Below are 11,807 nucleotides of genomic sequence, written 5' to 3'. Positions count from 1 at the left end.
CGAAATCCACTGAATTTCACAATCTACGCCAAACGATGGCAATCAAAGATAGGCAGTTTTTGGCGGCCTTGCTCTTGCGCTTGCTTGTCTAATGACGCCATGACGATGGCATATTGTTTATCCAGTTCGCTATCGTCATAGCTTGCGATAACACTACTATCAAACGCTGTAATGGCTGCATGTCCCCATGTTTGACGGGTACTACCATCTTTATAAAGATGATCACCACCTTGCGCTGCGCCAATGATCATACATTGACTATCTAGAGCACGCGCCCGTAATAACAACGACCAGTGCGCTTGCCCTGTCAAGTAAGTAAAGGCAGAAGGTGCACTCAATAGTTCAGCACCTGCTTGTCGCAGACGCTGCGCCAATGCTGGGAAGCGCAAATCAAAACATACCATCATACCGAGTTGATAGACTGTATTGCCTACTGCTAGTGGCGCAATTATGGTCTGGGTACCTGGCTCAAAGGTTGCCGCTTCGTTATAGCTGCCATGCTTATCGGCCACAGTTGCGGTAAACAGATGAATCTTGTCGTAGCGTGCGACACGTGTACCATCTGGTGCAAACAGCTGACTCACTTGGCGTAATCTACCATCAGGAACGACAGTGCCATTAGGGCGATAATGGCAGGGTAACGAGCCCGCTAGTACATGGATACCAGCGGTGCGGGCGTAATCTGCTATCGTCGCTGATAAGTCGTCAAAACGCTCGGCAGTAGCAGATTGCTGTCCCATACTACAGCAGTTCTCAGGCAATACAACGAGCTCAGCCCCTTGGCCTTGTGCATCGATAATGGCAGCTTTGATATCTGCTAAGTTATCCTCAACATTCTGCTGACTGTTCATTTGAATAGCAGCGACGTTAAGTTGATGGTTACTTGAATTCATGACAATATTCCTATTGGGTGTGAGCTGTATTGGTCATTTGCCGTAATTTATTTATTATAATATTTTCGCGGTAATGAACAGACTGCTCGTATTTATGGATTGCTCATCCTTGCCAAGATGGTAGTCTGCTATCGATAGCAAACCAAACGTATCCGGACAAAACATAAATTATCATAGCAAAATTGTGGCAAAAAATGCTATCGTCATGTCCTGATAAGATTTATGTCGTTACTTTTACTGACAGAATAAACACAATATCATTAAGATCGGAGTGCAATAAGCCGCCCATGAGTATGTCGTTCGGATTGGCGACCACGCTGAGCAACTCACAAAAGCTAACCCCGCAAATGCAGCAAGCCATAAAATTGCTGCAGCTCTCTAGTCTTGAGCTCGCACAAGAGGTTCAGGCAAAACTAGATAGTAATCCATTACTTGAACGTATCGAAAATGATGACGAATACGACAGTGGTGACGATGAAATAGAGGAGTGGAGCGAGCCGTTGACGCTTGATAGCTGGAATCAAAGTAGCAGTGACTCATTCGACTCAGTACCTACTAGCGGTACAGAGTACAGTGGCGATAGTAGTGATAGCTTCAGTGATAGTTTAGATAAATTACAACAGCCTAATATCGATGATAGTGCAATAGATGTGGATAGCTATAGCAGTTCTGATGCCGATAGCTTTGATATAGGTAGCTTTGACACGGGTAACTATGCCTCTACCGCAACAGGCTCTGGCAATAGTAGGGGTGATGAAGATTTCGATAGTTATCAAGGCGGTACATCGTCCACCATTCAAGATCATGTGCGCTGGCAGCTGAACTTTAAGCGTCTATCAGAGGCCGATATGCTGATTGCAGAATATTTAATAGACTCCATGGATGATATGGGTTTTATTCGAATTGATATAGATGAGCTACTACAGAGCTTCGATACGTTGGCAAGTTTCTATCAATGGGATGAGCGCGTTGAAAAAGAAGAGGTCTTGACGGTATTACGTATTATCCAGTCCTGTGATCCCGTTGGCGTAGGGGCGCGTCATTTAAGCGAGTGCTTATCGATTCAGCTATCTAAGCTAGATGCTCACACCGAATATCTACAAGAAGCTCAAGCGCTCCTATCAGCGAGCGAGCATTTAGTCAGTAATAATATTAAAGCACTGACTGAACGCACAGGACTTGCACCAGAATATATCACACCTGCGCTTACGCTACTACGTACCTTAAACGCTTCGCCAGGGCTGCTGTTTCAGTCTAGCCAGCCTGACTATGCCCAGCCGCCTGAAAGCTACGATATTCCAGATGTGTTGGTCACACCTGTTAGAAACAATAAGGCGACAAGTAACTCTGAAGTAGAAGAGGATGGCTGGTATGTACGCCTCAATCCAGACACCTTACCAAAACTACGCGTAAACCAAGAATATGCCAACCTAGTCAAGCGCGGCGATGACAGCCCTGACAATCAATATCTACGCGAAAACCTCACCGATGCTCGATTGTTTATTCGTAGTATCGAAGAGCGCAATCAAAACCTACTCAAAGTAGCGACCAGTATTGTACGCTATCAACAAGAGTTCCTGCAGCATGGTGCAACCGCCATGCAACCCTTGATACTAAAGGCAATTGCTGAAGAAGTTGACTTGCATGAGTCTACGGTCTCACGACTTACCACCAGCAAAACTATCTTGACACCGCAAGGGTTGTTTTCTTTGAAACACTTCTTCTCCTCTCACGTAAGTAGTGCTGATGGAGATATTTCATCGACCGCTATCAGTGCCATGATTAAAAAGCTCATCGCTGACGAAGACCCCAAAAAGCCATTATCAGACAGTCGTATCAAAGATGAGCTGTTAGCAGATGGTATCGATATAGCCAGAAGAACCGTCGCCAAATATCGTGAAGCAATGAATATTGGCTCGTCTACTCAGCGCAAACAGAAATATTAATTATCTAAGATCATCTTTCTACAAGGTTAATGGCTACCTGTCTGTATAGTGTAAACCAGATATAAAAAATAAAATTTTTTGATTATATAGAAACCAAGTAGAAATAATAGGTATTGTTACACTTAATTACAATTTAACGGCTTGCTACTGAGCGATTTTCATGACAAATTAGAGTCATACCAACAACGAAAACCAAGTGCCGATTTATAGTATTTATTTACAACTAATAAAGGAGACGATAAAAGGATACGTCGACACATTACTAGAGGCATTGGGATAGTTAGTGGTAAGGCAGGATGATAAGAGTAAGAATGCTACCTCATCTGTTGATTGTAAGTTACAAATAAAAGGACAACAATATGAATGTTTCTATCAGTGGTCATCATATCAGCGTTACCGAAGCTATGGACACAGCAGTACGCGAGAAGCTTGAAAAAGTAGAGCGTCACTTCGATCAGATACAAAGTATTCAAGTGATTTTATCGTTAGACAATAGCGGTGCTAGCGACGGCGGTAAAAAGAGCCACAAAGCTGAAGCAATTATGCGTGTCTCGGGTCAAGAAATGTTTGTCCAAGCGTATGAAGATGATATGTATAAAGCCATTAACGAGATGGCAGACAAGCTAGATAGACAAGTACGTAAGTATAAAACCCGTCAAGAGCGCAAAAAGACTCAGGGTGCAGGACGCGATAGTCGCTATCAGGATCTAACCCCTGCAGAAGCAGTACCAGCAGCATAGTTCGAGTTTAAAAATTTGAACACTATCGTTACAAATTAGTGAAAGTAGACTAAGAGAATAAAAAATTTATAAATAGCTACTGCATTAGTTTGTAATTGACATAAAAAAAGACCTCTAACGTGTAATACGTTGAGGTCTTTTTTAGCATTAGTAAACTTAGAATGGAAATAAACTAGCTGTCAGCTCAAGCTTATCTATCTAAACATTATTAACCACCACCGACGGCTTGTACTACTTCGATATTCATACCTTCTACGATACGCAGTTGAGCAAGCTCGCTTTTTGGCATCAACTCGCCGTCTACTTCTACAGCGTAACGACCCTGACTAAGACCAAGCTCATTGATAACCAGTTGTACAGTCTGATGAGTGGTTTGCAAGCTCTTACCATTGACACTAATGGTGCTCATATTAAATACTCCCTACTAAATTAAAATTCCTGTTTATCCGCTATTCGCTACGTATCTTTCATTCTATTACTGATAATTCGTTGCAGTTGATGCAAAGAGCGAAAAATTACAATAACTATTGAGCAACTCAGTTAACTGAGTCTTTCAATCGAAAGGCAGAAGTGGCCAGCCATAGCCAACCTGCAATCATAAGAACGCCGCCAATAGGCGTAATCGCACCGAACCAGCGCGGTGCACCAAGCGTCATGGCATACAAACTACCAGCAAAAATGATAATACCAATTTGTAGTAACCAAGCGGTCGTCTGAGTAGTATATTTCAAACGAATTAGCAGACCGACAAGCAATAATCCTAGCGCATGTACAAACAAATATAGCGTTGCCGTATGCCACCATTCAAGCTGTTGAATGCTGACACGACCTTCTAGACCATGCGCACCAAACGCGCCCAGAGCAACAGCAATAGCCATATTAACTGCGGCAATACCGATCCAATTTAACATTGAACAACTCGTATCATCTTAAGGCTACTGAATATCATCTGGCAAAATCACACTATCAATGGTCATCGCATCACGAATCTTGTCCATGGCATTTTTCTCAATCTGACGGACTCGTTCGGCTGAGATAGAATAAACCGCTGCTAACTCATGCAAGGTGGATTTTTGCTCAGATAACCAACGCTGTTCGACGATGTCACGCGAACGATCATCTAAGGTACCCATAGCAGCGATAAGTGCTGACGAGTTGTTTTCTTCCCAATCAGCTTCCTCTAACTGCTCAGCTGGATCGATACCATCTTCCAAAAATAGCTGAGGTGCATAGCGACCATCATCATCGTCGCTTGACTGCGCCTCAAACGAAGCGTCATAAGAGGTTAGACGTGACTCCATCTCTAACACTTGCTTGCGTGTGACATTCAAGTCATTAGCAATAGCATCCGCTTCCTCTAAGGTCAGCTGATTATTGGTCTTCTTAAGGCTACGCAAGTTAAAGAACAGTTTACGATGAGCCTTGGTGGTCGCAACCTTGACAATACGCCAGTTGCGAATCACAAACTCATGAATTTCAGCTTTAATCCAATGTACGGCAAAGGATACCAAACGTACGCCTTTATTTGGGTCAAAACGTTTGACTGCTTTCATCAATCCTAAGTTACCTTCTTGGATTAAATCTGCTTGCGGCAATCCGTAACCCGAGTAACTACGCGCAATATGAATCACAAAACGCAGATGCGACATCACCAACAGACGAGCAGCTTCAACATCACCTTCATCATAATAGCGATGCGCCAACTCTTGCTCTTGTACCGGCGTCAAAATAGGGATCTGATGGACAGTATTGATATACGCACCCAAATTGACCCCTGGCGCTGACAAGTGAGTTGGCATAGCTGGTACTAAATCGCGCGTACTGGTATTGCCCAAAGTACTCGCGTCATAAGGTGGTCGCTGAGCAGCGGCCTTTAATGCAGCATCGCGTGCATCATTTTTTATAGGAGCTGAGCCATCTTTTTTATTTGTATTTACAGCATCAGTAGAAGTATTAGCCATATTCTTGACCTTGGTTAAATAGTTAAGCAAATAGTCAGATAAAAATCTTTATGATTTAATTGTAAAGGATAGCAGCGCTTAGTTGCTATCAGTTTTGGTAATGATGAAGTGATATATTGTAGCGAAACGCTGTAATGATGTGCCATCAACTGACGAGTGATCAGTACCTTCATTGACCACTAGCTTTAAGTAATCTGCGGACTGTGATTGCTGGCTTTGTCTACAAAACGCTGTGATATCAGCTTGCGAGTTAGGGTCGGTTGCAACCACATATAACGAATCACCAACTGTTACGTCACGTAATGCGACCTTAGTTTTTAACAATGGCATCGGACATGCAAGACCGCGTCCATCAACAAAACATTTTATATTTAGTTCAGATCGCGCTGTAGCTACATCATCTGAATTATGACTCTCAGTCGGTAGCAACTCTAGTAAACTCGCAATATCGTTTCGCTGTGCATCAGTCAAATTCGCTGATAATTGCATAAAGTGCGATACACGTTTGATGACTAATTCACTAGCAGCGGGCATAACTTAAACCTTGTAAATGTCTATATTTTAATTTGTTTTATTAACAATAGGCTTTGATATTTAGTACGAACATAATCTAGCAATCATAAATTATGAGGTCGCCATCACAGTCATCTAAACTTACTATCATTGTTGCTTATTATACCAAATAGATAATGTATAGTTGCAGTTGAATATAATCAACGCTGTGTTCGGTTCACTAGAATCATATAACCAAGAGTTGCACGATTAGCAATTGCCCGATTAATAGTTATACGTTTGAGATTTACTGCATAAATAATAACCCAATGAATAATTACACAGCCATGTTGCGCAATCGTGACGGGTGGCTAAGTTATTGGTAGTTAAGTTCATTGTATAATTGACCTTGGATAAACAAGCTCGTATAGTCGAAAAGACGTCGTCAATCATCTTATAGGATATGCACTTGTACCACGCTAATAGAACGAAGCGACCTAACAGCAACAGCTCTTTAGTAGCCACCAACTCTGTAGGCTTGCCACTTATGTTGTCTAAGCGAAAAGGTAAACGTCATTTTGTGAGTGTAGCTTTGCCAAATAGTATCAAGGTAGGATTGTCAGTAATGCTACTAGCCATGGCCAGCGGTGCGTATAGTTATGAGAGTCAAACAATGCCATTTGCTGATAGCTCGTGGCAAGTCACAGATCCGCAAACGCTAGATTTACCAAACCTGCGCGGGCAAGGCTTAAGCTTTGCTGAGCAATATCAGAATAAAATGCTTGGTGAATGGTCATTACAGAATATCAATGGTCGTGTCAGAATGGAACATGATCCTTGGGTACAAGAAACGATAAAAGACATGACGTGGCGTCTCAATGCCCAAGCCCGTCAGCAAGCACCACTTGGCGTCGTTATCATTGATAACCCTAGTATTAATGCCTTTGCAGCGCCTGGCGGCGTAATCGGTATCAACACTGGGACGATCCTGTCAGCTAGTAGCATGGATGAGCTGGCAAGCGTCGTCGCGCATGAAGTTGCGCATATCAGTCAACGGCACTACGAAAGCAGCGCTGATGAACGTAAAAAAGCCTTGCTGATGCAGCTAGGCGGTATGCTAGCCGCGATTGCTGCTTCAGCTGTCGATGGTGATGCCGCTGCGGCTGTGATGATGGGCAGTCAGACAGCCTCTATGAATAGCAGTATGGCGTTTAGCCGTAGTAACGAGCGTGAGGCTGACCGAGTAGGGATGCAGATTATGACCCAAGCGGGTTATGATCCTCGGGCGATGCCACGGTTCTTTGCCACGATGAATCAGCAGAGTCAGTTAAACCAAGTTGAGAATCAATTTTTACCGAGCTTTGTACGCTCACACCCTCTGAGTAACGAGCGGTTGAGCGAGTCACAAAGTCGCGCTCAGCAGTATCCAGCGCTCTCATTGAGCCAGCAGCAGCGCCATCAAGCACTGTTTGATTTACTGTATTGGCGTGTTCAAGTGACTGGTAAACATGCCTCTGAAGTCACACTGACAACGGCCGCCAAAAACAGTCTCGGGGCCAAACTTGCGCTAATGCATTGGTATGGAGAGCAACAGCGCTTTACAGATGCTAATAAGGTATTGGCCGAGATAAATGCGTTATCAAGCACGCAGCGTCAGAGTTTAGAGCCTCTATTGTCGATTACCCACAGTCAGTTATTGAGTGAACAAGGCAAATGGCAACAAACCGTAGATGTTTTAGAGAGCCAACAGCGCCTATATCCTGAGCGTCGCGACTTACGTCTTTATCTGGCCGAAGCGCTGACTAATAGCAATCAGCCGATAAAAGCCCAAGTGCTGTTGAAGCCACTAACAGAACAGCAGCCAAGCGATCGTTATGCATGGCAAAGCTTACAACTTGCCAATGAAAAACTTGCTAAGACCACCACCTCACCACAGTTAGCCAATATCGCGACGATTAATGCATTGCGCTATCGCAGTTATGATCAGCTATGGAATGGACGCTATGAGAGTGCGCTGACCTCTTTGACACAGGCCAAACAGTTGACGGAAAATCTACAAACCACAGATCAGGCCAATAGTGCGCGTCCGTTATTGGCCAATATTAATGCAGAACTCAAAGCAATAAAAACCGCCAAAGACTTTAAGCCTTAAGCGGTTATTTGTACAGATTAGCCTGCCAATCAATAGCAAGTGCTAGCCTTGTAGCGCGTCTTTGACCATTTTAGAAATCAAAGCAGGATCAGCACGGCCAGCTGTTTTATTCTTTAAAACACCCATGACGCTGCCCATATCGCGCATAGACGTAGCACCTTGCTCAGCGATTTCAGCATTTACCAATGCCATGATCTCGTCTTGATTCATTTGCTGCGGCATAAACTCGTTGATAATATCAATCTCAAACTGCTCTTTGGTGGCCAAGTCATCACGGCCATTTTCTGTAAAGATCGTAAGTGACTCTTGACGCTGCTTTAGCTGCTTTTGCAAAACTTCTAATACTTGCGCATCATCAAGTTCTGTCTGACGGTCAATCTCGATTTGTTTCACTACTGACTGTACGTTGCGCAGTACTTTGACGCGCTCAAGCTCACGAGCTTTCATTGAAACTTTGATATTGTCTGATAACGTCTGTTTAAGTTGGCTCACTGCTATTATCCTTATCGATCTGTTAAATGCTATTCGTTAGAGGTTGTTTGTTAAATTTTGAGAACAAAACCTGCTGATAGTGGTTTTAATAAAAAATTATGTCAGCAGTAATAACAAAAATTGTAGCATAAAAAACGCCACTGATATCGATTGATAACAGTGGCGTTAGTGTAGCGCTTGTACTTAGCTAATCAGATTACTGATTAGTACATACGAGTGGTACGAATAGTTTCGCGTTGTAACTTCTTCTTATAACGCTTTACGGCAGCAGCTTTTTTACGCTTACGTACTTGCGTTGGTTTTTCATAAAACTCACGCTTACGTACGTCTGATAATACACCAGCTTTTTCACAAGCACGTTTGAAACGACGGATAGCGATATCAACTGGTTCGTTTTCTTTAACCTTAACTGCAGGCATGAAGACTCCTCGATTAGGATGAGATATAAGGGCATTAGTTTGGCTGTGTATTAGTATTTAGCCGTAATATCTCAAGATTACAGGCATCAGCTCAAACTAGGACAATTCTCACGCATTAGCGTAAGGGCAGGTATTTTAATAAAAAATACCAACAAAGTCAATGGTTTTAAGCATTTATTGCCGATAAGGTATTCAATTAGATAGCTATTTGAATTTGGCTCTCAAACTATGAATTCGACATATATACAACGCTTTATCAATAAAAAATCCCTACCGTCTATAACGGTTTGATTGGAGTTTATGCTATGATAATTCCCATATTATAGTAAGCCTATGAACCGTTTTGTGTGTATTTTATTGAGGATGTTGGAATGAAAAAAACAGTATTTAACACGGCATTAAGCACCGCACTTATCGTAGCTTTAGGTGTGAGCGTGAGCGCTTGTAGTGGCGGCGAAGAGCATGAAGAAGTAATGGCAATCGATCGCGTTGACGAAGCTGCTGAGCTTGCCATTAAAAATGCACCACCAGCTGAAGAAATGGAGTTCCCAGAAACAGCACCAATGCCAGCGGCTGATGCAGCGGGTACAGAAGCTGACGGTACAGCTACTGCCGAAGCAGGAACGGCTGACGCTGATACTGCAGAAGCAGCAGCTACCGATAGTACGGATACAGCCGCTGCTCCTACTGACAGCGCTGATATGGCGGCTACTGACGATACAGCTGCAGCCACTGCTGAGTAATTTAGTGGTTAATTGACTATTAGCTCAATGAACTATTAAACAGTCATTAGTTGTATACGTAAGTACTTTGGGCTGATATAACGCATCTCTAATTGATTGCAGACTGATTAAGTAAGGGTAAAACCATGATTGATATACAACCGTATATGAACAAGCTAAAATTGTCTGTAATCAGCATAAGTGTGGTATTTGCAGTGAGTGCTTGTAGCGGTGATAACACAGCTACTGAAGAGTCTACAGCAGCCAAGGAACCAGCTACCGCTGTAGAAAAAACAGCTGTAGCCGAAGGCACGACGCCTGAGTCTGTGGTTGAGCCAGAGACAGATACCCAACCAAAAGCAGCAACAGAGTCTGCTGACATAGTAGATGAAGAGGTGGCAACACCCGCAACTGATTCTGAGCCTGAAGTGTTGGCAGCAGATGCAGGTGCCAAACTGTATGAATCAAATTGTCAGGTTTGTCATGCTGCAGGTTTGCTCGATGCGCCAAAGTATGGTGATACAGCGGCTTGGACAGCTCGTTTGACCAAAGACAAAGAGACGCTATATATGCACTCGGCTAAAGGCTTTAATAAAATGCCAGCACAAGCGGTAAATGGTGTGACCGAAGCACAAGTTAAAGCGGCTGTTGATTATATGCTAGCGTCGGTAAGCTGATACGGTATATATAGAGTATGTAAGCTATTGAAATTTGCTAAACTGGCCGTCATTGTGACTGACAATGACGGTTTTTTTATGCACGTTTTTTGTCATGCCAGTCTCAACAATATACAGCTTTACTAAGCTAATTTGAGGTAGTGTGAGACTGGCTGTATTCGTTATCCAATCTCTCAAAATGATGTAAGATAAAAGTGCGATAAAAATAGCACGAAAACGAAAGTATAAAGGCAAAAATATGAAAGTATTGGGCTTAGAGACCTCTTGTGATGAGACGGGGCTAGCGATTTTTGATAGTGAGCAAATAAATAGCGACAACCAAGGTTTGGTCGGGCAAGTACTATATTCTCAGATTGAGCTGCATGCCCTTTATGGTGGCGTTGTGCCTGAGCTTGCTAGCCGCGATCATATTCGTAAGCTAGTGCCGTTACTTAATGAGCTGCTAGAACAGTGCGATATGAAAAAAAGCGACATCGATGCGATTGCTTATACTAAGGGACCTGGTCTAATTGGTGCATTGATGACAGGCGCACTGTTTGGTCGTAGCTTAGCATATGGTTTAGATATTCCAGCGATTGGTATTCATCATATGGAGGGGCATCTTTTGGCGCCGCTTATGGGCGCAAACCCTCCGGCGTTTCCTTTTGTCTCGCTACTAGTATCTGGTGGGCATACGTTACTCATTGCTGCTCACGGTGTTGGACAATATGAGATATTGGGTGAGTCGATAGATGATGCGGCGGGTGAGTGCTTTGATAAAGCGGCTAAGATGCTAGGTTTACCTTATCCTGGCGGCCCTAATATTGCCAAACTGGCAGAATCTGGTAATCCTGATGCTTATGCACTCCCAAGACCAATGCTACATCGCGGTCTAGACTTTTCGTTTAGTGGCATGAAAACAGCCGTACATAATCTGATTAAAGATACGCCACATTCAGGAGGTTCGGGTAATGGCGCTAATAGCGATCCACAAGTTCGTGCTGATATTGCCGCCAGTTTTCAGCATGCAGTGGTCGACACGCTAGTGAAGAAATGCGTCAAAGCACTCAAGCAAGCAGATATGAGCCGTCTGGTGATTGCGGGCGGGGTCAGTGCCAATACTCATCTGCGTGAGATGTTAGAGGCTGAACTGGCTAAGATCAATGCGACAGTCCATTATGCACCACCTGCACTATGTACGGACAATGGCGCAATGATTGCTTATGCAGGTTTTGAGCGCTTGCAGGCAGGACAGTCTGATGATTTGGCCGTTAGCTGTATTCCGCGTTGGCCGATGACAGAGTTGCCAGCCGTATAAATGAGCATTTGATCCA

Annotated in this window: 13 protein-coding genes; 6 read left to right on the top strand and 7 right to left on the bottom strand. The window is 43.5% G+C overall.

What is annotated here, in order from left to right; translation table 11 throughout:
• Nucleotides 1-23: 23 nt before the first annotated feature.
• Nucleotides 24-893: a nitrilase-related carbon-nitrogen hydrolase gene (locus ACQKCP_RS07225; protein WP_427611826.1), complete on the bottom strand. Its 870-nt coding sequence runs from the start codon at nucleotides 891-893 to the stop codon at nucleotides 24-26.
• A gap of 287 nt (nucleotides 894-1,180) precedes the next feature.
• Between ACQKCP_RS07225 and rpoN the strand changes: the two genes are divergently transcribed.
• Nucleotides 1,181-2,839 carry an RNA polymerase factor sigma-54 gene (gene rpoN / locus ACQKCP_RS07220; protein WP_427611825.1) on the top strand — a complete coding sequence of 553 codons (1,659 nt, stop codon included), beginning with the start codon at nucleotides 1,181-1,183 and terminating at the stop codon, nucleotides 2,837-2,839.
• A gap of 359 nt (nucleotides 2,840-3,198) precedes the next feature.
• Entirely contained in the window at nucleotides 3,199-3,579 is a 381-nt protein-coding gene (gene hpf / locus ACQKCP_RS07215) for a ribosome hibernation-promoting factor, HPF/YfiA family (protein WP_057758130.1), read from the top strand.
• Between the two features lie 208 nt (nucleotides 3,580-3,787).
• Here the strand turns inward: hpf and thiS are convergent, their stop codons facing one another.
• The 4 genes from thiS to ACQKCP_RS07195 form a co-directional block, all read right to left on the bottom strand.
• Complete coding sequence (thiS, locus tag ACQKCP_RS07210; RefSeq protein WP_057758131.1) at nucleotides 3,788-3,988, bottom strand: sulfur carrier protein ThiS; 201 nt, start codon at nucleotides 3,986-3,988, stop codon at nucleotides 3,788-3,790.
• Between the two features lie 127 nt (nucleotides 3,989-4,115).
• Nucleotides 4,116-4,490: a DUF423 domain-containing protein gene (locus tag ACQKCP_RS07205; protein WP_427611824.1), complete on the bottom strand. Its 375-nt coding sequence runs from the start codon at nucleotides 4,488-4,490 to the stop codon at nucleotides 4,116-4,118.
• A 24-nt stretch (nucleotides 4,491-4,514) separates the two neighbouring features.
• Entirely contained in the window at nucleotides 4,515-5,378 is an 864-nt protein-coding gene (gene rpoH / locus ACQKCP_RS07200; RefSeq protein WP_197099889.1) for an RNA polymerase sigma factor RpoH, read from the bottom strand.
• A 240-nt stretch (nucleotides 5,379-5,618) separates the two neighbouring features.
• On the bottom strand, nucleotides 5,619-6,074 hold the full coding sequence (locus ACQKCP_RS07195; RefSeq protein ID WP_427611823.1) for a sulfurtransferase TusA family protein: 456 nt from the start codon (nucleotides 6,072-6,074) through the stop codon (nucleotides 5,619-5,621).
• A gap of 538 nt (nucleotides 6,075-6,612) precedes the next feature.
• Here ACQKCP_RS07195 and ACQKCP_RS07190 point away from each other — a divergent pair.
• Nucleotides 6,613-8,184 (top strand): M48 family metalloprotease, encoded by a 1,572-nt coding sequence (locus tag ACQKCP_RS07190; RefSeq protein ID WP_427611822.1) that lies wholly within the window; start codon nucleotides 6,613-6,615, stop codon nucleotides 8,182-8,184.
• 42 nt (nucleotides 8,185-8,226) lie between these two features.
• Here ACQKCP_RS07190 and ACQKCP_RS07185 read toward each other — a convergent pair whose 3' ends face one another.
• The gene (locus tag ACQKCP_RS07185) at nucleotides 8,227-8,676 is read right to left on the bottom strand and encodes a GatB/YqeY domain-containing protein (RefSeq protein ID WP_057758141.1); all 450 of its coding nucleotides are present in this window, start codon (nucleotides 8,674-8,676) and stop codon (nucleotides 8,227-8,229) included.
• A gap of 203 nt (nucleotides 8,677-8,879) precedes the next feature.
• On the bottom strand, nucleotides 8,880-9,095 hold the full coding sequence (rpsU, locus tag ACQKCP_RS07180; protein ID WP_010195908.1) for a 30S ribosomal protein S21: 216 nt from the start codon (nucleotides 9,093-9,095) through the stop codon (nucleotides 8,880-8,882).
• Nucleotides 9,096-9,466: 371 nt separating this feature from the next.
• Here rpsU and ACQKCP_RS07175 point away from each other — a divergent pair, with 371 nt between their 5' ends.
• The 3 genes from ACQKCP_RS07175 to tsaD all read left to right on the top strand — a co-directional run bounded on the left by ACQKCP_RS07175 (nucleotide 9,467) and on the right by tsaD (nucleotide 11,791).
• Nucleotides 9,467-9,838 (top strand): hypothetical protein, encoded by a 372-nt coding sequence (locus tag ACQKCP_RS07175; protein ID WP_238069547.1) that lies wholly within the window; start codon nucleotides 9,467-9,469, stop codon nucleotides 9,836-9,838.
• Nucleotides 9,839-9,963: 125 nt separating this feature from the next.
• Entirely contained in the window at nucleotides 9,964-10,494 is a 531-nt protein-coding gene (locus ACQKCP_RS07170; protein ID WP_427611821.1) for a c-type cytochrome, read from the top strand.
• A gap of 238 nt (nucleotides 10,495-10,732) precedes the next feature.
• Nucleotides 10,733-11,791, top strand: a complete 1,059-nt coding sequence (gene tsaD / locus ACQKCP_RS07165; protein ID WP_427611820.1) for a tRNA (adenosine(37)-N6)-threonylcarbamoyltransferase complex transferase subunit TsaD — start codon at nucleotides 10,733-10,735, stop codon at nucleotides 11,789-11,791.
• Nucleotides 11,792-11,807 lie beyond the last annotated feature (16 nt).

This window comes from Psychrobacter sp. NPDC078631, from assembly GCF_050268165.1.
Taxonomy (GTDB): domain Bacteria; phylum Pseudomonadota; class Gammaproteobacteria; order Pseudomonadales; family Moraxellaceae; genus Psychrobacter.
The sequence above is the reverse complement of the archived record's forward strand: the minus strand, read 5'-3'. Positions and strand labels throughout refer to the sequence as shown.

Coding starts and splice junctions, on each gene's coding strand:
- ACQKCP_RS07225 (WP_427611826.1), bottom strand. CDS start 893: ATGAATTCAAGTAACCATCAACTTAACGTCGCTGCTATTCAAATGAAC.
- rpoN (WP_427611825.1), top strand. CDS start 1,181: ATGAGTATGTCGTTCGGATTGGCGACCACGCTGAGCAACTCACAAAAG.
- hpf (WP_057758130.1), top strand. CDS start 3,199: ATGAATGTTTCTATCAGTGGTCATCATATCAGCGTTACCGAAGCTATG.
- thiS (WP_057758131.1), bottom strand. CDS start 3,988: ATGAGCACCATTAGTGTCAATGGTAAGAGCTTGCAAACCACTCATCAG.
- ACQKCP_RS07205 (WP_427611824.1), bottom strand. CDS start 4,490: ATGTTAAATTGGATCGGTATTGCCGCAGTTAATATGGCTATTGCTGTT.
- rpoH (WP_197099889.1), bottom strand. CDS start 5,378: ATGCCAACTCACTTGTCAGCGCCAGGGGTCAATTTGGGTGCGTATATC.
- ACQKCP_RS07195 (WP_427611823.1), bottom strand. CDS start 6,074: ATGCCCGCTGCTAGTGAATTAGTCATCAAACGTGTATCGCACTTTATG.
- rpsU (WP_010195908.1), bottom strand. CDS start 9,095: ATGCCTGCAGTTAAGGTTAAAGAAAACGAACCAGTTGATATCGCTATC.
- ACQKCP_RS07175 (WP_238069547.1), top strand. CDS start 9,467: ATGAAAAAAACAGTATTTAACACGGCATTAAGCACCGCACTTATCGTA.
- ACQKCP_RS07170 (WP_427611821.1), top strand. CDS start 9,964: ATGATTGATATACAACCGTATATGAACAAGCTAAAATTGTCTGTAATC.
- tsaD (WP_427611820.1), top strand. CDS start 10,733: ATGAAAGTATTGGGCTTAGAGACCTCTTGTGATGAGACGGGGCTAGCG.